Raw genomic sequence first — 19,324 nt, 5'->3', positions numbered from 1 at the left:
GGTCGCCCCTTCCGCTGGCGTCCGGATCCTGACAAGCTCTATCCGTCGCGGTGCGAGGAGGGATCGGGTTGAACAGCGGGGGCGCCCGCGCGGAGGTGGCCGGCGGGCCGTCCGACGCGCCCGCCGTCGGCATGCCCGGCGGCCTGCCGCATGCGCGAGAAGCCCACAGGTACCGGCGGTTGCGGCCGGGCGACCGGGTCGTGGTGGTCGCTCCGAGCGGCCCCGCCGAGCCCGCCCGCCTGGAGGCGGGCTGCGCGGTCCTGCGCGACCTCGGCCTTGACGCGGTGGTCGGAAAGCACGCCCTCGACCGTGTCAACCTGGGCGTGCCCGGGCCCGTCCGAGACGACTGGCACCGGCTGGCCGGAAGCGACGCCGACCGGGCCGCCGACCTGCAGGACGCCTGGTGCGACCCCCGGGTCGGCGCGGTGATCTGCGCACGCGGCGGATACGGCGCCACCCGCCTTCTGGACCTGCTCGACTGGAACGCTCTGCGCGCCGCGACCGAGGAGTCCCTCGCGTCCGGCGCCGGCCCGAAGATCCTGCACGGCTCCAGCGACGTCACCGCGCTGCACACCGCCTTCGGCGCGCGCCTCGGCGTCACCACGTCCTTCGGCCCGATGCCGGCCGGCCTGATCGCCGACCCGGTCGCGCCGCGGGAATCGCTGGACGCCCTGCGCGCCGCCCTGTTCGGCGGCCCCGTGACCCTGCCCGGCACCCGCGCGCTGCGGCCCGGACGCGCGGAGGGCCCGCTCACCGGCGGCACGCTCTCGCTCCTGGCGGCCCTGCTCGGCACCCCGTACGCCCCGCCGCCCGCCGCGGGCCGCATCGTCTTCCTGGAGGACGTCACCGAGGCGCCCTACCGGGTCGACCGGATGCTCGTCCAGCTGCTCCAGGCGGGATGGCTCGACGGGGCGGCCGGCGTGGCGCTCGGCACCTGGACCGACTGCGGAGACCCGGCCGAGCTCGACTCGGTCTTCGCGGCCCGGCTCGGCCCGCTCGGCGTCCCGGTCCTGGCGGGCCTCCCCGCCGGGCACGGGCCGCGCCAGCACAGCCTGGAGATCGGCGCCCCCGCCGTCCTGCACGCACCCGACCCAGCAGACCCCGCAGCGAAAGATCCGCACCCCGCCGTGCCGGACCCCGGCGCGCTCACCCTCGAAGCGCCCTCGGGAGGTGCGCGATGAGCGGCCGCCACGCCCGTCCCGAGTCCTGGGACGACGGGACCCTCGACTCACTGCTCGTCCTGGTCGCCGAGAGCCTCGGCTACGCCTGCAGCCGCGCGCCCGGCGAGGTCATGCTGCTGGAGGGCGCGAACCGGCTGCACGTCAGCCTGCGCGACCTGCGGCAGCTCGCCCGGCTCGTGCCGCGCGACGACTGGCCGGCGCTGGTCTCCGACCACGTCACCACGATCGTCACCGCGGTCGAGGAGCCTCTGGACCTCAGCGACTTCGACCTCGCCCAGCACCTGCTGCGCACCCGCATCTACCCGGCGGAGGCCGACAACGGCGTCCTCGCGGCGCGGCCGTTCGCGCCCGGCCTGATCGAGGTCGTGGTGGTCGACACGCCCACCACCGTCCGCACGGTCACCACCGAGGAGATGAACGGCTGGCCGGTGTCGGGCGACGCGCTGTTCATGCTGGGCCGCGCCAACGTCCGCGCCGACGGACCGCTCCAGCTGGACGAGCAGGACCTCGGCGGCGTCCGCGTCTCGGTCCTGCACGGCTGGACCTTCTACGCCGTCACCCACCTGGCGTGGCTGGAGGAGTACCTGCCGATCGGCCCGTACGGCGCGCTGGTCATCGCCCCCAACCGCAGCCTCATCGTCGCCCACCCGCTCCAGATCTCCGCGGGCCATCCGAGGGCCCGCTACCGCGAGGCCGTCGCCGCGGCGACGGAGCTGCAGGCGCAGGCCCACCGCGCCTACGAGGAGGGGCCGGGGTCGCTCAGCCCGCACCTGTACTGGTGGCGCGCCGGGGAGCTGACGTACCTGGCGACCCGCTACGAGGGCGACACGATGGTCCTGCCGGAGGAGTTCGCCTCCGTGCTGGCCACGCTCGCGGCCGAGCGGTGATGCGGGTCGTCGTCGCGCCCGACTCGTTCAAGGGCAGCCTGTCCGCCGCGGCGGTGTGCGCCGCCGTGGAGGAGGGCGTCCGCCGGGCCGCGCCCGCCGCCGAGGTCGTCGCGGTCCCGATGGCCGACGGCGGCGAGGGCACCCTGGACTGCTTCCTCCGCGCCCGCGCGGGCGCGGCGGTCGAGGTCGCCGCGACCGACCCGCTCGGACGCCCGGTCAAGGCCCGCTACGCCCTCTCCGGCGACGGGACGTCCGCGGTCGTGGAGCTCGCGGCGGCGTCCGGGCTGCCGCTGGTCGAGGACGTCCCGCCCGACCCGATGAGCGCCGCCACCACCGGCACCGGCGAGCTGATCGCGGACGCGGTCCGGCGCGGTGCCCGGGACGTCCTGGTCTGCATCGGCGGCAGCGCCAGCACCGACGGGGGCGCCGGGCTGCTGCGCGCCCTCGGCGTCCGCTTCCTGGACGCCGCCGGCGAGGAGCTGCCGCCGGGCGGTGCCGCGCTCGCCCGGCTCGCGTCGGTCGACGACTCCGGGCTGCCGCGGGAGGTGCGCGACGCCCGGTTCCGGGTCGCCTGCGACGTGACCAACCCCCTCGTCGGGCCGGACGGCGCCGCCGCCGTGTTCGGCCCGCAGAAGGGCGCGTCCCCGGGGCAGGTGGCCGAGCTCGACGCCGCCCTCACCGTCTTCGCCGACGTGCTGGCCGAGCACGGCGGGGTCCGCGTCCACGACCTGCCGGGCGCGGGCGCGGCCGGCGGCACCTGCGGCGGCCTGGTCGCCGTGCTCGGCGCCGAGCCGTCGGGCGGCGCCGCCCTCGTCGCCGAGGCCGTCGGCCTCCCGGCCGCGCTCGCGGGCGCGGACCTGGTGTTCACCGGGGAGGGCCGGGTGGACGGGCAGAGCGCCGCGGGCAAGGTCGTCTCGGCCGTCGCGGCGCTCGCCCGCGACCGGGGCGCGCCGTGCGTCGCCCTGGCCGGCGGGGTGGCGGGGCCGCTGGACGACCTGCACGCGCTCGGCCTGACCGCCGCGTTCAGCCTGGCCGACGGCCCGCGGACGCTCGCCGAGCTGAAGGCGGACGCCGCGCCGCTGCTGGCCGCGCTCGCCGAGCAGGCCGTCCGCCTCTACCTCCGCTAGGGGACGCCCGCCGGCTCCGGCTCCGGTTCCCGCACGGGCTCGGCGGTGCGAGGCTTGATCGTCAGAACGGGCAGCAGGACGTGGGTCAGCGGCCCGATCGCGACCGCGTACAGCAGCGTCCCGACGCCGACGGTGCCGCCGAGCAGCCAGCCGGCTCCCAGCACGGTCAGCTCGATCGCCGTCCGGACCGCGCGGATCGAGCGGCCCCGCGCGGCGAACCCGGTCATCAGGCCGTCGCGCGGCCCCGGGCCGAGCCCGGCGCCGATGTAGCAGGCGGTCGCGAAGCCGCCCACCAGGACGGCCGTGACCAGGTACGCCCAGCGCGCGGCGAGCGGACCCGGGTCGGGCAGCAGCCACAGGAACAGGTCGGCGAACAGGCCGATGAGGACGACGTTGCTGATCGTCCCGATGCCGGGGCGCTGCCGCAGCGGGATCCACGCGAGCATCACGGCCGCGCCCACGATGATGATCCAGGCCCCGATCGACAGCCCGAAACGCCGCGAGAGGCCCTGGTGGAAGACGTCCCACGGATCGTTGCCGAGGCCGGAGGACACCTGGAGGGCGATCCCCAGCCCGTACAAGGCCAATCCGATGAAGAGCTGCACCAGACGGCGCGCCATCAAGGCCATTATCGTTTCTCCCCCGCTAGTGGCCATTATTTCGTCCTACTCTGCGGGAAAGTGGACTGGAAAATGTAGGACCAATATGCGAAAGTGGCCTGTATGAGCACGCGTTACGTGAGCGGTCCGAACCTGGCCCGGCTGCTGGGCGACCTGTCGGGCGAACGCCCCGTCTACGCGGCCCTGGCGCGGGCCGTGCGCGGGCTCGTCCTGGACGGCCGGCTCGCGCTGCGGACCAGGCTGCCCGCCGAGCGCGACCTGGCCGCCGCGCTCGGCGTCAGCCGCACCACCGTGACCACCGCCTACGACCGGCTCCGCGACGAGGGCTACATCGAGAGCCGGCAGGGGGCGGGGAGCTGGACGGCGCTGCCGCCCGTGCGCATGTCGTCCGCCGGTGAGCCGGCCCCGCCCGGCGGTGCCGTCCCGGCCGGGCGGCGGTACGGCATGGCCCACCCGACGCCCGACGACCCGTCCTTCATCGACCTCGGCTGCGCCGCCCCCGGCGCCCCGGCCGTCTTCGGCGACGCCGTCGCCGCGGCCGTGGCGGAGCTGCCCCGCCACAGCGCGGGGCCCGGCTACGAGCCCGCCGGGCTGGCGGGCCTGCGGCAGGTCATCGCGGACGGCTACACGGCGCGCGGCGTCCCTACCCGGGCCGACCAGATCGTCGTGACCACCGGCGCGCAGCACGCGTTCACGCTGCTGACCCAGCTCCTGGTGGAGGCGGGCGACGCCGTCATGGTGGAGCGGCCCACGTACCCGCACGCGCTCGGCGCCCTCCGCCGGCGCGGCGCACGCCTCGTCCCCGTCGGCGTCAACGAGGGCTGGGACGTCGAGCTCGTCGCGGGCGCCATGCGGCAGGCCGCCGTCCGGATGGCGTACCTGATCCCCGACTTCCAGAACCCGACCGGGTACCTGATGTCCGCGGACGAGCGGGCCGCGCTCGTCGACGCCGCGCGCCGGGCCGACGCGTTCCTCGTCGCCGACGAGACCTTCGCCGACCTCGCCCACGATCCGCGGGCGCCGCGCGAGCCGCCGCTCGCCTCCTTCGACGCCGGCGGGCGGGTCGTCACGATCGGGTCGGCGTCCAAGCTGCTGTGGGGCGGGCTGCGGATCGGCTGGATCCGCGCCACCGCGCCGCTGGCCCGCCGCCTGGTGCTCGCCCGCGAGCCGTTCGACATGGCGAGCCCGGTCCTGGACCAGCTGATCGTCCGGGAGCTGCTGCTGCGGGTGGAGGAGGTGCGCGCCGAGCGCGCCGAGACCCTGCTGCGGAGCCGGGACGCGCTCGCCGGGGCGCTGCGCGAGCTGCTGCCCGGCTGGGACTTCCGGCTCCCCGCCGGGGGCATGTCGCTGTGGGCGCGGATCGGCGCGCCCGTCGCGTCGCGGCTCGCGGAGGCGTCCGAGCGGCTCGGCGTCCGCGTGGTCGCCGGGCCGGTCTTCGGCGCGGACGGCGTCCTGGAGGACTACGTGCGGCTCCCGTACGTCCTGCCGCCGGACACGCTCCGGCAGGCCGCCGAGCGCATCGCGCTCGCCTTCCGGGAGGTCGAGGCGGCGCCGGCGGCCCGGCCCCTGCCCGCCTACGTCTGACCGCCCGCCTGCGTCCGACCGGGGCTAGGGGGCGCGCTGGATGTAGTCCACGAGGTGCTCGCGCTCGCTCTCCAGCTCGTCGATGGCGCTCTTGACGACGTCGCCGATGCTGACGATCCCGGCGAGCCGGCCGCCGTCGACGACGGGCACGTGCCGGAACCGGTGCTCGGTCATGGCCTGCCGCAGGTCGTCCACCTTGTCGGCGGGCCCGCAGCTGCGGACCTCGGAGGTCATGATCTCGGAGACGGGTCGGTCGAGCAGCGCCGCGCCGTGCTCGTGCAGCCGCCGCACCACGTCCCGCTCGGAGGCGATGCCGGCGATCGACGCGCCGTCGGGCGAGACCACCACCGCCCCGATGTTGTGCTCCGCCAGGACGGCGAGCAGCTGCCGCACGGTGGCCTCGGGCCGTACCGTGGCCACCGCGTCTCCCTTCCTCCGCAGGATGTCGCGAATCCGCATGCCTCACGCTCCGGTGCCGGTTCGGACCTGGGACGACGGCCGCCGGGGGCGGGGGCCGGTCGCCGGGCTTGTTCCTGCAAAGGTCGCATGTTCCGGCGTCCGGGGAAACCCCGAGCCGGTAAACCTCCGGCTCCCGCGCCGGGAAGGCGGGCCGTCGTCCGGTTTTCGCCCCGGCCCGCGGTCGCTAGGGGGCGAGGAGGCGGGACAGGGCGTTGAGGGCGGGGGTGAGGAGGCGTCCCCCCGGGCCCGCGTGGGCGAGCGCCGCGCGGGCCGCGTTGGCGCCGCACGCGCCGTGCACGCCGCCGCCGGGATGCGCGGACGCGGAGGCCAGGTAGAGTCCCGCGACCGGTGTCTCGGCGCGGCCGAGGCCGGGGACCGGGCGGAACACGAACTGCTGGTGGATCATCGCCGTCCCGCCGTTCAGCGCGCCGCCGCGCAGGTTGGCGTCGTGCTCCTCGAACCCGGGCGGGGCGGTGACGCGGCGGTCCAGGATCGTTGCGCGGAAGCCGGGCGCGAGGCGCTCCACGGCGTCCTCCAGCCGGTCCGCCATGGCCGCCCGCTCGCGCTCGTCCCAGGCGCCGGTGATGCCGTCGGGGCCGGCGTCGGCCCTCACCCGGTGCGGGACGTGGGTGTAGGCCCACACCGACTCGGTTCCGGCGGGGGAGCGGGCGGGGTCGGCGGTCGTCATCTGGCCGAGGAGCGCGAACGGCTCGGACGGGACGCGCCCCGTGGCGAGGTGCGCGCTGTAGTCGGTCAGCGCGTCGACGCCGGGGGAGAGGTGGACCGTCCCGGCGCGTCCGGCGCCGGGGGAGGCCCAGGGGATCGGCCGCGACAGCGCCCAGTCGACCTTGAAGGTGGCGTGGTCCCAGTCGAAGCGGCGCATGTCCGCCCGGAGCGAGCCGGGCAGGTCCTCCCAGCCGACGAGGCCGCCGTACAGGGCCGGCGCCGACACGTCCGCGAGCACGGCTCTGGTGGCCCGCACCGGCTCGCCGGACGCGGTGCGGACGCCCAGCGCGCGCCCGTTCCGGACGACGACCGACGCGACGGGGGTGCCGCAGCGCATCCGCCCGCCCCGCGACTCCAGCCGCCGCACGAGCGCGGCCGTCAGCTCGCCCGCGCCGCCCTCGGGGACGGGCCACCCGTCCCGCTGGCCGATCATCGCCAGGAGCCAGCCGAAGACCGACCCGGCCGTCGTCTCGGGGAACATGTCGGTGTGCAGCGCCGATCCGGCGAGCAGCAGCGGGCCGCCCGGTCCGGTGAACTCCTGCTCCCCGAGCGTGCGGACGGGCGCCAGCAGGGAGCGCAGGACGCGGAGCCCGCCCGCGCGCCGCGCCGACACCGCCAGCGGCAGCGCCGCCCGGACCGGGGGGAACGGGGTGAACAGGGCGCGCAGCACGTCCTCCCCCATCTCATCCCAGATGCGGCAGAGCCGGAGCCAGGCCTCCCCGTCGCCGCCGCCGAGCGCGTCGAGGCCGCCGGCCGTGGCGTCCCGGTCGCGTTCGAGGACCGCGCTGCGCCCGTCCGGCAGCGGGTGGGCGAGGACGGCCGGGGCGTGCCGCCAGCGCAGCCCGTGCCGTTCGAGCTCCATCGCCCGCATCACCGGCGACGCCACGCCGAGCGGGTAGAACGCGCTGCACAGGTCGCTGACGAAGTCCGGGTGGACGCCCCGGTCGCTGCGCACGGCGCCGCCGGGCTCGGGCTGCGCCTCCAGGACCTCCACGTCCCAGCCCGCGTCGGCCAGCATGTTGGCCGCCACGAGCCCGTTGTGGCCCGCGCCGACGACCACGGCGTCCGCCATGAAGCACCGCCTCCCGGTGATCACCCTACGGGTACCCGGGCGGGCGGCGTTCAGCCCACGTCGAGGCGGGCGAGGAGCCGCAGCACGCCCGGCGCCACCCGGGACGTCAGGGAGGCGAGGCGCGCCTCCGGCGTGACCGGGACGACCGCGCGGTCGCGGCGCACGGTGGCGACGATCCGCTCCGCGACGCGCTCGGGCCCGAAGCCGCGGCGCGCGTAGGCCCGCGCCACCCGCTCCCGGCTGCGCGCCTCGTCGGCGCCGCCCTTGCCGACGAACCGGGCCGTCCGGGTGATGCCGGTGTCGACGATCCCCGGGCAGACGGCGCTGACGGCGATGCCCTCGCCCTTCAGCTCGGCGCGCAGGCACTGCGACAGCATGAGCACGGCCGCCTTGCTCGTCGAGTAGGCGGGCAGCGCGCGGGACGGCGTGAACGCCGCCGCCGACGACGTGTTGACGATGTGGCCGCCCTGCCCGCGCTCCACCATCTGCCGGGCGAACAGCCGCGAGCCGTGGATGACGCCCCACAGGTTGACGTCCAGGACCTCGCGCCAGTCGCCGGCGGTGTGGTCCAGGAAGGACCCGGCCATGCCGATCCCGGCGTTGTTGACGACGACGTCGGGCACCCCGTGCGCGTGCAGGACGGACTTGGCGAAGTCCTCCATCGCGGCGGGGTCGGAGACGTCCACCTGGAACGCGTGGCCGGGCGGCCCCGCGCGTCCGGCGAGCTCGGCGGTGCGCTCCGCGGCGGCCGGGTCGAGGTCGGCGGCGATCACCTCGGCGCCGCGTTCGGCGAAGGCGAGCGCGGTCGCGCGGCCGATGCCGCCGCCCGCGCCGGTGACGACGACGAGGGAGCCCTCGAAGGAGCGCCGGTCCTGGCCGACCCGGGCGCGCCGGACGGCGCGGGACTCCGCGGCGCCGAGCGGGTGGCCCTGGACGCCGGTGACGTGCTCGGTGATCCAGCGGGCGACGACGTCCGGGTGGCTGCGCGGCACCCAGTGCCCGGCCGCGATCGGGCGCAGCGAGAGGTTCGGGACCCGCTCGGCGAGCCGCCCGACCAGGTGCGGCGAGACGAACAGGTCCTTCGTCGGGACGATGACCTGCGTCGGCACGTCGGTGCGGCGGTCGCGGGGCCTGCGGAGGCGCTGGAGCACGTTCGCCCGGTAGAGCCCGACCCCCGCCGCGGCGTCGCGGGCCATCGTCCTCGCCGGGTGGCCGTCGCGCGGGGTGACGCCCTCGCCCAGCTCCAGCGCCTTGGTGAACGGCTTGGACAGCCCGGCCAGCCACAGCAGCTCCGGCAGCAGCGGTGTCCGGAAGAGGTGGATGTACCAGGACCGGGCGGCCTGCCCCGCGGCCCGCCGCAGGTTGGACGGCGTCGGGCGGGCCAGGTTGCGCCGCGTCCAGTGCGCGACGTGGTCGAGGCACGGCCCGGAGATCGAGGTGAAGGAGGCGAAGCGGTCCGGCATCGTGCAGGCCGCCTCCCACGCCTGGATCGACCCCCAGTCGTGGCCGACGAGGTGCACCTTGCGCTCCGGTGCGGTGGCGTCCAGCACGGCCTGCATGTCCGACATCAGGTAGGCGAACGTGTAGCGCCTGCGCCCGAACGGCCGGGACGACGCGCCCGCGCCCCGCACGTCGTACCGGACGACGTGGAACCGCTCGGCGAGGCGTCCGGCCACCTCGTCCCAGACCGCGTGGGTGTCGGGGTAGCCGTGGACCAGGAGGACGGTCGGGCGCGATCTGTCGCCCTGCTCGTACACGGCGAGGTCGACACCGTCGCCCCGGACGCGCCTCGTGCTGGCGGGTGGTGCGGGGGGTGTCATGGCGGTCTCCTGTGTGGTCTGGAGGAACCGTACACCGGTTCCGCGCGCCGTGACGCCCGCCGCGGGCGGGGCTAGTACGGGTCGTAACCCGCGGCCTTCGCGGCCGGGGACCGCTTCAGGTACTCCAGCGCCCGCGGCGTCGAGCACACCTTCGACGGGTGGTGGTTCGGCTTGAGGTAGACCGGAGCCTCGCCGAGCAGCAGCTTGAAGATGCCCGGCACGTGCCCGAGCCGGACGGACCTGCGGTAGGAGCGGTAGACCCGCAGCGGCGTCACCCTCCGCTTGATCGTCGGGTCGTGCTTGAGCAGGTACAGGGAGCCGCCGATCAGCGCCCAGTACAGGAAGAACAGCGACACCGTCCACGCCGCGACGCGGGTGGCGTACCCGCCGCCCATCGCCTTGTAGACGTCGAACACCACCGACCGGTGCTCGACCTCCTCGGCGCCGTGCCAGCGCAGCAGGTCCAGCATCGTCGGGTCCACGCCGGACTTCTCGAACCGCTCGTTGTCCATGATCCACTGGCCGAGCACGGCGGTGTAGTGCTCGATCGAGGCGACCGCGGCCAGCTCGAACCGCAGCCGGCGCCGCCACGCCCGCGGGTTGCGCTCCTTCAGCGCCGCCATCTGCGCGGGCCGCTCGGCGTTGCCGCGCGCCGCCGCGTCGGTGATCTTCGAGACGTCGATCCCGGCGCGCTCCAGGATCTGGTCGAGGACGCCCTGGTGCGAGCGGGCGTGCACCATCTCCTGCCCGATGAACCCCTTGATCTCCTCCAGCAGCCGCTCGTCCTTGATGTGGGGGCGCGCGTCCTTCACGCACTGGATGAACCACTTCTCGCCCTCGGGCAGGACGATGTGGAAGGAGTTGATGATGTGCGTGGCCACCGGGTCGCCCGGCACCCAGTGCAGCGGGGTCTTCGACCAGTCGAAGGTGACGCGCCGCGGCTTGATCGGAGGATGGCGCTCGTCGATGGACGCCGCCGCGCCGTCCGCCAGGGGCCTCGTCATACCGTCCTCGCCTTCCACACGCATGGAGCCGCGCGGCGCGGGGCGCCCGCACGCGTATGCATCGGGAAAGCAGTCAACTGCAGTGAAGCGATGGGTTTCTTGAGGCCGATCCAACAAGTTACCGGTTGGTTTTCGGCCCGTGATGACAAGTGGCGCCGCGCTACAGGGCGATACGCTCCGCACCCGCGTAGACGTTCATGGTCTCGCCGCGCAGGAAGCCGACCAGCGTCATCCCGGCGTCCTCGGCGAGGTCGACGGCCAGCGACGACGGCGCCGACACCGCCGCCAGCACCGGCACGCCCGCGGTCATCGCCTTCTGCGTCAGCTCGAACGACGCGCGCCCGCTCACCATGAGCACCGTCCCGGCCAGCGGCAGCCGGCCCTGCCGCAGCGCCCACCCGACGACCTTGTCGACGGCGTTGTGCCGGCCGACGTCCTCCCGCAGCGCCAGCAGCTCGCCGCCCGCGTCGAACAGGCCGGCCGCGTGCAGGCCGCCCGTCCGGTCGAACACCCGCTGCGCCTCGCGCAGCCGCCCGGGCAGCGCGGCGAGGACGTCCGGGGTGAGCAGGACCGGATCGCCGGCCACCTCGTAGGGCCGGTCGGAGCGCAGCGCCTCGATGCTGGACTTGCCGCAGACCCCGCACGCGCTCGTCGTGGTGAACGCCCGGGTCATGGAGTCGTCCGGCGGCGGGACGCCCGGGGCCAGCGCGACGTCCAGCGTGTTCTGCTCGGCGGTGTCGGCGCAGTACCGCATGGTCGCCAGGTCGCCGGCGCCCGCGATCACGCCCTCGGCCGCCAGGAAGCCGGCGACGAGGTCGAAGTCGTGGCCGGGCGTGCGCATCGTGATGGTGAGCGGCTTGCCGGCGACGCGGATCTCCAGCGGTTCCTCGACCGCGAGGGTGTCGGGCCTGCGGCCGCGCGTGCCGGAGGTGCTCACCCGCAGCACGGGCCGTCGCACGGTGATCCGCCCCATGATGTGGACGGTACCCGGATACGCGCCGGTAATGAACGGGCGCCGCGGTCAGTCGGGCATGCCGCGCGGCCGGGGCGCCCGCCAGCCGTACCGCATGGCGGTCACCCGGAGCCCGAACGCCAGGACGGCGCCGCCCGCGACGAAGGCCGCGCCGTGCAGCCCGGCCTCGTCCGCGGCGGCCGTGACGGCGGCGCCGAGCAGCGCGGGCAGCGCGTACAGCTGCCGGTCGTACAGCACCGCCGGGATCTGCCCGCTGAGCGCGTCGCGCAGGATGCCGCCGCCCACCGCCGTGACGACCCCGAGGAACACCGCGTGGATCGGAGACAGCCCGTGGTCGAGCGCCTTGACCGTGCCGGTCGTGCAGAACAGCCCGAGCCCGGCCGCGTCGAACAGCAGCACCGCCGGAAGCAGCCGGGTCACCTGCGGATGCCAGAAGAACACCAGCGCCGACGCCGCGAGCGGCACCAGCACGTACCCGAGGTCGGTGAACGCGGCCGGGGGCACCGCCCCGATCACCAGGTCCCGGATGATCCCGCCGCCGAGCGCGGTGATCTCGGCCAGCACCACCATCCCGACGACGTCCAGCCGCTGCCGGACGGCCGCCAGCGCGCCGGACACCGCGAACACGAAGATCCCGGCGAGGTCCAGCAGGGCCGCGACGCCCGGCCCCGTCACTCCCGGCGGTCCGTCCGGTCGATGTTCCAGTTCGCCACCACCGCCGCGAACGGCGGGATCACCAGCGCCGCCACCGACATCGCGATCGCCGCGGCGTGCGAGTAGAACCGCACCACCGCCCAGGCCAGCACGAACAGGGTGAGGCACGTCCCCATCATCACCCCGTACGCGGCCTTGCGATGCCTCATGCCCTCACCGTACGCGGCGCCCGCGCCGGGGAGAGGCGCAGGGAACGGAGGTGGCGGAGGCGTACGGGAATCGAACCCGCCGTCCCGAGATCCTCGGGACCGTCGGCTTTGAAGGCCGGGGAGGCCACCAGGCGCTCACACGCCTCCGCCGGCGATCTTAGCCGGTGTAGAGCCCGTCGATGTCGGCGGAGTACTTGGTGTGCACGACGCGGCGCTTCAGCTTGAGGGTGGGGGTCAGCTCCTCGCTCTCGGCGGTCCACTCGGCGGGGAGCAGCCGCCATTTCTTGACCTGCTGGACGCGGGCGAGGCGGGTGTTGGCGTCGTCGACGGCCCTCGCGACCTCCTCCAGGACGAGGGGGTGCGCGGCGAGGGCGGCCAGGTCGGTGGCGTCGACGCCGCGGGCGGCGGCCCAGACGGGGGCGACCTCGCCGTCGAGGGTGATGAGGGCGACGACGTAGGGGCGGCGGTCGCCGAAGGCGAGGGCCTGGCCGACGAGGGGGTGCTCCTTGAGGTGGTTCTCGATCAGGGACGGGGCGATGTTCTCGCCGCCGGCGGTGATGATCAGCTCCTTCTTGCGGTCGACGACGGTGAGGAAGCCGTCGTCGTCCAGGCGGCCCACGTCGCCGGTGTGCACCCAGCCGTCCGCGTCGATCAGGTCGGCGGTCGCGTCCGGGCGGTGCAGGTAGCCGGGGGTGCAGGTGGCGCCGCGGACGAGGATCTCGCCGTCGGCGGCCAGTTTCAGCTCCACGCCGGGGAAGGGGCGGCCGACGGTGCCGAGCTTGAAGGAGTCGGCGAGGTTGGCGGTGACGGCGCCGGTGGTCTCGGTCATCCCGTAGGCGTCGAAGATCTTCAGGCCGAGGCCGGCGAAGAAGCGGGCCACCTCGACCGGCAGCGGCGCGGCGGCGCTGGAGGCCTGCCGGACGCGGTCCAGGCCGAGCAGGGCGCGCATCGGGGTGAGGACGGCCCGGTCGGCGGCCTCGAACGCGGCGGCGGTCTCCGGGGTGAGGGTGTTGCCGTACTCCTGGGCGGTGACGTGGGCGCGGCCCGCGTCGAGGGCCTGGGCGACGGCGCGCTTCCTCTCCTCGTCCTGCTCGGCGGACAGCACGGCCTGGATGCCGGCCATGATCTTCTCCCAGACGCGCGGGACGCCGAAGAAGGAGTGCGGCCGCACCTCGCCCAGCACGCCGGTCAGCTGGGCGGGGTCGGGGCAGAAGCGGACGTGGGAGGCCAGCCGGATCGGCAGGTAGTAGCTGAGGACGCGGTCGGCGATGTGCGCGAACGGCAGGTAGGAGACGCCGGCCGGGTGCTCGGGCAGGACGGAGGTGCGCCGCACCATCTCCGCCTCGTGCAGCACCATCGAGTGGGTGATCAGGACGCCCTTGGGGTCGCCGGTGGTGCCGGAGGTGTAGAGGAGCGTGACGGTGTCGGCGGGCTTGACGGCCCGCCAGCGCCGGTCGATCTCGTCGGGGTCGGCGGCGAGCCGCTCGCGGCCGAGCTCGGTGAGGGCGTCCCAGGACAGGTAGCGGTCGCCGTCCGGGCAGGCGCCGGCGTCCACCACGATGACCTTGCGCAGGTCGGGCAGGCGGTCGAGGACGGGCTGCCAGCGGTCCAGCTGGTCCTTGCCGTCCAGGACGGCGTACCGGGCCGCGCAGTGGCCGGCGACGAAGGCGACCTGGTCGGGCGCGAGGGTCGCGTAGACCGTGGTCGGGACGCCGCCGGCGTGGACGGCGCCGAGGTCGGCCAGGACGTGCTCGGACCGGTTCGGCATCATCAGCGCGACGACCTCGCCCGGCTCCAGCCCGAGCGCGGCGAGTCCGGCGGCCGTCTCCAGCGCGCGGCGCCGGGTGTCCGCCCAGGTGAGGGTCGTCCATCCGCCGTCGGCGCGGTCGGAGTAGGCGGGCCTGCCGGCGTGCCGCTCGGCGGTCTCGGCCAGGACCGTGCAGACGGTGCTCCCCGCGAGGGCCGGGTCGAGTGCGGCCTGTTCCTGGATCCCCATGTCGCCCCTTGAAAGTAAGTGATAACTTGCAGAGGGGAATCGCATCATGCCGAACGATGTTCGGACAAGCCGTTTCGCTGATTTCCGTGCTGGTCGGGCGGTGTGTTCGGCCCACCGTGACCGCCCCCGTACTGTCCGTTTGTTGATCATTTGCGGTAGTTGTGCGTTAAATCTTGCGGTGACCCGACTCGCCCCCGTCGCCCGCCTGACGCAGTACGCGCACGGCGGCGGCGGCGCGTGCAAGATCCCGCCGGGGGAGCTGGAGCGGGTCGTGGCCGGACTGACCGGCGGGGACGACGCCCTGCTCGTCGGCGGCCCGGACGGCGACGACGCGGCCGTGCTGCGGATCGAGGGCGGCCGGGCCGTGGTGTCGACCGCCGACTTCTTCACCCCGGTCGTCGACGACGCCTACGACTGGGGCCGCATCGCCGCGGCCAACGCGTTCTCCGACGTCTACGCGGTCGGCGGCGAGCCGCTGATGGCCCTCAACCTGCTGGGCTGGCCGTCCGACGCGCTGCCCGCCGAGCTGGCCCGCGAGGTGCTGCGCGGCGGGCGGGACATGGCGGCCCTCGCCGGGTGCGCGATCGCCGGCGGGCACAGCATCGACGACCCCGAGCCGAAGTACGGGCTGGCGGTGACCGGCATCGCCGACCCGGACCGGCTGCTGCGGCTGGACGCGGGCCGTCCCGGCGTCCCCCTGACGCTGACCAAGCCGCTCGGCGTCGGCGTCCTCAACGCCCGGCACAAGGCGACCGGCGAGGTGTTCCCCCACGCGGTCGACGCGATGACGGAGCTGAACGCCGAGTCCGGGCTGGCCGCCCTCGAACGCGGCGCCACCTGCGCCACCGACGTCTCCGGTTTCGGGCTGCTCGGCCACCTGTACAAGCTGGCGCGGGCGAGCGGCGTGACGGCCGTGGTCGACGCCTCCGCCGTCCCGTACCTGGACGGCGCGCGGGCAGCGGTGCGGGACGGGTTCGTCCCCGGCGGCACCCGCCGCAACCTGGCCTGGGTGTCCCCGCACACCGACTTCCGCCGCATCGCCGAGGAGGAGCGGCTGCTCCTCGCCGACGCCCAGACCTCCGGAGGGCTGCTGGTCGCCGGGGAGGTCCCGGGCGCGCCGGTCGTCGGCGAGCTGGTCGGCCGGGGGCGGCACGCCCTCGTCATCCGCTGACCCGCGGCCGGGTGTTCCGGACACCAGGTCCGGGGTAGGGACCCGTGAAGGGACGCTACGGGGGAAGTAAAGGGAGCGCTGATGACCATCGGGGGGCTCGCCGCCGCCGTCGTCGTGGGCGCGGCGATCGGCGCGCTCGGGCGGCTGGTCGTGCCGGGACGGCCCGGCATGCCGGCCTGGCTGCTGATGGCCGCGGGCGTGGTCGCGGCGTTCGCCGGGACGGGCCTGGCGAACCTGACCGGCCTGACCGAGGGAGGCTGGAGCCTTTGGGAGGCCTTCCTGCAGATCGCCCTCGCCGCCGTCGGCGTGTCCCTGGTGGCGATCGTCTGGCCCGAACGGACCCACCACCCCTAGCGGCGGCGCGCTAGGCCTTCCGGAGGACCGGGCGCAGATCGTCCAGCACGTCCGGGTCCTCGATCGTGGACGGGACCGCCACCTCCTGCCCGTCGGCGATGCCCCGCATCACCCCGCGCAGGATCTTGCCCGACCGGGTCTTGGGCAGCGCCGGCACGACGGAGATCTCCTTGAGCGCGGCGACCGGCCCGACCTGGTCGCGCACCATCCTCACGAGCTCTGCCGACAGCTCGCCCGGCTCGGCCAGCACGCCGCTCTTGAGGACGACGAGGCCGCGCGGCACCTGCCCCTTGAGCTGGTCGTGGACGCCGATGACCGCGCACTCGGCGACGGCCGGGTGGGACGAGATGACCTCCTCCATCGTCCCGGTGGACAGCCGGTGCCCCGCCACGTTGATCACGTCGTCGGTGCGCCCCATCACCCACACGTAGCCGTCCTCGTCGATGTGCCCGCCGTCGCCGGTGAGGTAGTGCCCCGGGTACTTCGTCAGGTACGACTCGACGAACCGCTCGTCGTCCTGCCACAGCGTGGGCAGCGTGCCGGGCGGCAGCGGCAGCCGGATCGCGATGTCGCCGTCCCCGCCGGGCGGGACGGACGACCCGTCCGGCGCGAGCACCCGCACGTCGTAGCCCGGCACCGGGACCGACGGCGAGCCCGCCTTGACCGGCATCGGCTCCAGCCCCCGCAGGTTCGCCACGATCGGCCAGCCGGTCTCGGTCTGCCACCAGTGGTCGATGACGGGGCGGTCCAGGACGCGCGACGCCCACCGGTAGGTGTCGGGGTCGAGCCGCTCCCCGGCGAGGAACAGCGTGTCCAGCGCGGCCAGGTCGTGCCCGGCGAGCAGCGCGCCCTCCGGGTCCTCCTTCTTGATCGCCCGGATGGCGGTCGGCGCGGCGAACAGCACCTTCACCCGGTGCTGCGCGGCGACGCGCCAGAAGGCGCCCGCGTCCGGCGTGCCCACCGGCTTGCCCTCATACAGGACCGTGGTGCAGCCGGTGAGCAGCGGCGCGTACACGATGTAGGAGTGCCCGACGACCCAGCCCACGTCGGACGCCGCCCAGAACACGTCGCCGGGGCCGACGCCGAACACGTTCTCCATCGACCAGCGCAGCGCGACCGCGTGCCCGCCGTTGTCGCGGACGACGCCCTTCGGCCGCCCGGTCGTCCCGGACGTGTACAGGATGTAGAGCGGGTCGGTGGCGGCGACCGGCACGCACTCGGCGGGCCCGGCGGCGGCGACCGCCTCGTCCCACTCCACGTCCCGGGGCCGGACGAGGTCGGCGTGCAGCTGCTCGCGCTGCCGGATCACGCACCGCTCCACCTTGTGCCGGGCGAGCTCCAGCGCCTGGTCCAGCAGCGGCTTGTAGGGGACGATCCGGCCGGCCTCGATGCCGCAGGACGCCGACACGACCGCCTTGGGCCGCGCGTCGTCGATGCGGACCGCCAGCTCCTTCGCCGCGAACCCGCCGAAGACCACCGAGTGCACCGCGCCGATCCGGGCGCACGCCAGCATCGCGATGACCGCCTCGGGGACCATCGGCAGGTAGATGACCACCCGGTCGCCGCGGTCGACGCCCTGCGCGCGCAGCGCCCCGGCGAACCGGGCGACGAGCCCGGTCAGCTCCCGGTAGGTGTAGGTCCGCACGGTCCCGGTGACCGGGCTGTCGTAGACCAGCGCGGCCTGCTCGCCGCGGCCCTCCTCGACATGCCGGTCGAGGGCGTTGTCGCAGGTGTTGAGCTCGCCGCCGGTGAACCACCGGTAGAACGGCGGCGCCCCGTCGTCCAGGACCCGGTCGGGCGGGACGAGCCAGCGGACGTCCCGCGCGGCCAGCCCCCAGAAACGGGTCGGATCGGCGATGCTGCGTTCGTACGCGGCCGCGTAGGCGCCCATGTCGTCCTCCCGGTGCCGGGTCCTCGCCCGAGTGTGCCCTTGAGGCCCCAATCGGTGATTCGGGCCGCACACCTATAGGGCATGGCGCGGGCCCGGTTCGTCAAGGGCCCGCGCCGTCACACCGGGTGACGCACGGCGTGCGCGACGGCGATGAGGGCGGCCAGGGCGGCCCCCGCGGCCACGATCCAGAAGCACGTCTCGTACGCGCCGAGCGTCGGCGCGCCGGAGCCGGCGACGACCCGCCCGGCCAGGATCGACGCGGTGGCGGCGCCGGCGATGCTGCCGCCGGTGGTGCGCACGAGCGAGTTGATCCCGCTGGCGATGCCGCTCTGGTCCATCGGGACGTGCCGGACGGCGAGCGTGCCGAGCGCCGCGTAGGCGATCCCGAACCCGATGCCCTGGATGGAGCTGAAGGCGAGCATGTCGTACGGGTGGGAGTTCGACACCGCGAGCCACGCGTAGCACAGCCCGGCGAAGGCGGACCCGGTGGCGAGCGTGTAGGCGGTGCCGATCCGCGCCGCGATCCGGCCGGCCATCGCCGAGAAGACGAGCATGGTCGCGGTGCTCGGCAGCATGTAGAGGCCGACGTCCAGGACCGAGCCGTCCAGTCCGTACCCGAGCTCCGCGGACGGCGCCTGCACGAACCCGGCGATCAGCGTGAACGCGGCGAACATCGAGAAGCCGAGCAGCGCCGAGATGACGTTCGCCGACAGCGACCGCGGGCCGACCAGCAGGTTCAGCCGGACCAGCGGCGCGCGGACGCGCAGCTCGATCACCACCCACGCCGCGCACAGCACGGCGGCGCCGCCGAACAGGCCGAGGACCCGGCCGGACGTCCAGCCCCACGCGTTGCCCTGGCTGATGCCGAGCAGCAGGGCGGCCAGCCAGACCGCGAGGACCGCCGCGCCGACGACGTCGGGCCGCCCGCCCGCGCGGACGCCGACGTCCCGGGCCGTCACCGCGACCAGCACGAGCACCGCGGCGGCGAGCGCGGCGGCGACCCAGAACACCGGATGGTGGCTGGAGGTGCGCGTCGCGATCAGCCCCGTCACGATCATGCCGGCGCTGCCGCCGACGCCCATGGTGGCGCTGACGATGCCGATCGCGGTGGTGACGCGCTCCGCCGGGAACGTGTCCCTGATCATGCCGATCGAGAGCGGGATCAGCGCGGCGGACACGCCCTGCAGCGCCCGGCCGCCGATCAGCACCGGCAGCGAGCCCGACACCGCGCACAGCACCGAGCCGGCCAGCAGCAGGGCGAGGGTCAGCAGGACCATCCGCTTCTTGCCGTACATGTCGCCGAACCGCGTCAGCAGCGGGGTCGCGACCGCGCCGGCCAGCAGCGACGCGGTGAACACCCACGTCACCGCGGTGATCGAGACGTCGAAGATTTCCATGAGCCGCGGCAGCAGCGGCAGCACGAGGGTCTGCTGCACCGACACGACCATCCCCGCGGCGGCCAGCGCGAGGAGCGTGATCCCGGTGTGCCGGGCGTCCGCGGGCGGGCGCCCGGTCTCCTCGCGCGCCTTGGCCGGGGCGCCGGTCATGCGAACCTCCCGCGTCGGCCGGTCGCCGGGGGCCGGCGCGGCGCTCCAT

General features: G+C 75.0%; 16 protein-coding genes, 1 tRNA gene and 1 pseudogene. 6 read left to right on the top strand and 12 right to left on the bottom strand.

Translation table 11 applies throughout. The features are described from left to right. Nucleotides 1-68: 68 nt before the first annotated feature. Genes K8Z49_RS07020 through K8Z49_RS07010 form a run of 3 tightly spaced genes read left to right on the top strand, consistent with a single transcriptional unit; the run spans nucleotide 69 to nucleotide 3,195 of the window. Nucleotides 69-1,181, top strand: coding sequence for a S66 peptidase family protein (locus K8Z49_RS07020; protein ID WP_021596748.1), 1,113 nt, complete (start codon nucleotides 69-71; stop codon nucleotides 1,179-1,181). Next, the gene (locus tag K8Z49_RS07015; RefSeq protein WP_021596749.1) at nucleotides 1,178-2,068 is read left to right on the top strand and encodes a hypothetical protein; all 891 of its coding nucleotides are present in this window, start codon (nucleotides 1,178-1,180) and stop codon (nucleotides 2,066-2,068) included. The genes K8Z49_RS07020 and K8Z49_RS07015 overlap by 4 nt, the downstream gene beginning before the upstream one ends. Further along, nucleotides 2,068-3,195 (top strand): glycerate kinase, encoded by a 1,128-nt coding sequence (locus tag K8Z49_RS07010; protein WP_075024154.1) that lies wholly within the window; start codon nucleotides 2,068-2,070, stop codon nucleotides 3,193-3,195. The genes K8Z49_RS07015 and K8Z49_RS07010 overlap by 1 nt, the downstream gene beginning before the upstream one ends. On the opposite strand, the gene K8Z49_RS07005 is transcribed toward K8Z49_RS07010, so the two are convergent. Then, nucleotides 3,192-3,824: a YczE/YyaS/YitT family protein gene (locus K8Z49_RS07005; protein ID WP_021600518.1), complete on the bottom strand. Its 633-nt coding sequence runs from the start codon at nucleotides 3,822-3,824 to the stop codon at nucleotides 3,192-3,194. The two genes, K8Z49_RS07010 and K8Z49_RS07005, sit on opposite strands and share 4 nt — an antisense overlap. Nucleotides 3,825-3,917: 93 nt before the next feature. Here K8Z49_RS07005 and K8Z49_RS07000 point away from each other — a divergent pair, with 93 nt between their 5' ends. Continuing rightward, the gene (locus K8Z49_RS07000; RefSeq protein ID WP_052357983.1) at nucleotides 3,918-5,399 is read left to right on the top strand and encodes a PLP-dependent aminotransferase family protein; all 1,482 of its coding nucleotides are present in this window, start codon (nucleotides 3,918-3,920) and stop codon (nucleotides 5,397-5,399) included. Nucleotides 5,400-5,423: 24 nt separating this feature from the next. On the opposite strand, the gene K8Z49_RS06995 is transcribed toward K8Z49_RS07000, so the two are convergent. The 9 genes and pseudogenes from K8Z49_RS06995 to K8Z49_RS06955 all read right to left on the bottom strand — a co-directional run bounded on the left by K8Z49_RS06995 (nucleotide 5,424) and on the right by K8Z49_RS06955 (nucleotide 14,312). After that, a complete protein-coding gene (locus K8Z49_RS06995; RefSeq protein WP_024936717.1) occupies nucleotides 5,424-5,858 on the bottom strand; it encodes a CBS domain-containing protein in 435 nt (144 codons plus the stop codon). A 184-nt stretch (nucleotides 5,859-6,042) separates the two neighbouring features. Next, on the bottom strand, nucleotides 6,043-7,656 hold the full coding sequence (locus tag K8Z49_RS06990) for a phytoene desaturase family protein (RefSeq protein ID WP_412517861.1): 1,614 nt from the start codon (nucleotides 7,654-7,656) through the stop codon (nucleotides 6,043-6,045). 50 nt (nucleotides 7,657-7,706) lie between these two features. After that, nucleotides 7,707-9,476 (bottom strand): SDR family oxidoreductase, encoded by a 1,770-nt coding sequence (locus K8Z49_RS06985; protein WP_412517860.1) that lies wholly within the window; start codon nucleotides 9,474-9,476, stop codon nucleotides 7,707-7,709. Between the two features lie 71 nt (nucleotides 9,477-9,547). After that, the gene (locus K8Z49_RS06980) at nucleotides 9,548-10,480 is read right to left on the bottom strand and encodes a metal-dependent hydrolase (protein WP_021597796.1); all 933 of its coding nucleotides are present in this window, start codon (nucleotides 10,478-10,480) and stop codon (nucleotides 9,548-9,550) included. 160 nt (nucleotides 10,481-10,640) lie between these two features. After that, nucleotides 10,641-11,453: a formate dehydrogenase accessory sulfurtransferase FdhD gene (gene fdhD, locus K8Z49_RS06975; RefSeq protein WP_021597797.1), complete on the bottom strand. Its 813-nt coding sequence runs from the start codon at nucleotides 11,451-11,453 to the stop codon at nucleotides 10,641-10,643. 48 nt (nucleotides 11,454-11,501) lie between these two features. Beyond that, nucleotides 11,502-12,128 carry a trimeric intracellular cation channel family protein gene (locus tag K8Z49_RS06970; RefSeq protein WP_021597798.1) on the bottom strand — a complete coding sequence of 209 codons (627 nt, stop codon included), beginning with the start codon at nucleotides 12,126-12,128 and terminating at the stop codon, nucleotides 11,502-11,504. Then, nucleotides 12,125-12,328 (bottom strand): annotated as a pseudogene (locus K8Z49_RS06965) (DUF3099 domain-containing protein); the annotation flags it as partial. The gene K8Z49_RS06970 and the pseudogene K8Z49_RS06965, both read right to left, overlap by 4 nt. 39 nt (nucleotides 12,329-12,367) lie before the next feature. Beyond that, nucleotides 12,368-12,463 (bottom strand) — tRNA-Sec (locus K8Z49_RS06960). Nucleotides 12,464-12,473: 10 nt separating this feature from the next. Beyond that, nucleotides 12,474-14,312: an AMP-dependent synthetase/ligase gene (locus K8Z49_RS06955; RefSeq protein WP_412517859.1), complete on the bottom strand. Its 1,839-nt coding sequence runs from the start codon at nucleotides 14,310-14,312 to the stop codon at nucleotides 12,474-12,476. A 178-nt stretch (nucleotides 14,313-14,490) separates the two neighbouring features. On the opposite strand from K8Z49_RS06955, the gene selD reads away from it, so the two are divergent. Then, nucleotides 14,491-15,483, top strand: a complete 993-nt coding sequence (selD, locus tag K8Z49_RS06950) for a selenide, water dikinase SelD (RefSeq protein WP_412517858.1) — start codon at nucleotides 14,491-14,493, stop codon at nucleotides 15,481-15,483. An 81-nt stretch (nucleotides 15,484-15,564) separates the two neighbouring features. Further along, nucleotides 15,565-15,837 carry a hypothetical protein gene (locus K8Z49_RS06945; protein WP_075024148.1) on the top strand — a complete coding sequence of 91 codons (273 nt, stop codon included), beginning with the start codon at nucleotides 15,565-15,567 and terminating at the stop codon, nucleotides 15,835-15,837. A 10-nt stretch (nucleotides 15,838-15,847) separates the two neighbouring features. On the opposite strand, the gene K8Z49_RS06940 is transcribed toward K8Z49_RS06945, so the two are convergent. Next, the gene (locus tag K8Z49_RS06940) at nucleotides 15,848-17,728 is read right to left on the bottom strand and encodes a propionyl-CoA synthetase (RefSeq protein ID WP_075022473.1); all 1,881 of its coding nucleotides are present in this window, start codon (nucleotides 17,726-17,728) and stop codon (nucleotides 15,848-15,850) included. 116 nt (nucleotides 17,729-17,844) lie between these two features. Next, nucleotides 17,845-19,275: an MFS transporter gene (locus K8Z49_RS06935; protein ID WP_021597803.1), complete on the bottom strand. Its 1,431-nt coding sequence runs from the start codon at nucleotides 19,273-19,275 to the stop codon at nucleotides 17,845-17,847. Nucleotides 19,276-19,324: the final 49 nt, after the last annotated feature.

The sequence above is a fragment of the Actinomadura madurae genome, assembly GCF_047130825.1.
Classification (GTDB): domain Bacteria; phylum Actinomycetota; class Actinomycetes; order Streptosporangiales; family Streptosporangiaceae; genus Spirillospora; species Spirillospora madurae.
The sequence above is the reverse complement of the archived record's forward strand: the minus strand, read 5'-3'. Positions and strand labels throughout refer to the sequence as shown.

Bases quoted from the DNA above. Each gene is read 5' to 3' on its own strand.
- K8Z49_RS06995 (WP_024936717.1), bottom strand. From the start codon at position 5,858: ATGCGGATTCGCGACATCCTGCGGAGGAAGGGAGACGCGGTGGCCACG.
- K8Z49_RS07005 (WP_021600518.1), bottom strand. From the start codon at position 3,824: ATGGCCTTGATGGCGCGCCGTCTGGTGCAGCTCTTCATCGGATTGGCC.
- fdhD (WP_021597797.1), bottom strand. From the start codon at position 11,453: ATGGGGCGGATCACCGTGCGACGGCCCGTGCTGCGGGTGAGCACCTCC.
- K8Z49_RS06945 (WP_075024148.1), top strand. From the start codon at position 15,565: ATGACCATCGGGGGGCTCGCCGCCGCCGTCGTCGTGGGCGCGGCGATC.
- K8Z49_RS07010 (WP_075024154.1), top strand. From the start codon at position 2,068: ATGCGGGTCGTCGTCGCGCCCGACTCGTTCAAGGGCAGCCTGTCCGCC.
- K8Z49_RS06990 (WP_412517861.1), bottom strand. From the start codon at position 7,656: ATGGCGGACGCCGTGGTCGTCGGCGCGGGCCACAACGGGCTCGTGGCG.
- K8Z49_RS07000 (WP_052357983.1), top strand. From the start codon at position 3,918: ATGAGCACGCGTTACGTGAGCGGTCCGAACCTGGCCCGGCTGCTGGGC.
- K8Z49_RS06935 (WP_021597803.1), bottom strand. From the start codon at position 19,275: ATGACCGGCGCCCCGGCCAAGGCGCGCGAGGAGACCGGGCGCCCGCCC.
- K8Z49_RS06980 (WP_021597796.1), bottom strand. From the start codon at position 10,480: ATGACGAGGCCCCTGGCGGACGGCGCGGCGGCGTCCATCGACGAGCGC.
- K8Z49_RS06940 (WP_075022473.1), bottom strand. From the start codon at position 17,728: ATGGGCGCCTACGCGGCCGCGTACGAACGCAGCATCGCCGATCCGACC.
- K8Z49_RS06955 (WP_412517859.1), bottom strand. From the start codon at position 14,312: ATGGGGATCCAGGAACAGGCCGCACTCGACCCGGCCCTCGCGGGGAGC.
- K8Z49_RS06985 (WP_412517860.1), bottom strand. From the start codon at position 9,476: ATGACACCCCCCGCACCACCCGCCAGCACGAGGCGCGTCCGGGGCGAC.
- K8Z49_RS07015 (WP_021596749.1), top strand. From the start codon at position 1,178: ATGAGCGGCCGCCACGCCCGTCCCGAGTCCTGGGACGACGGGACCCTC.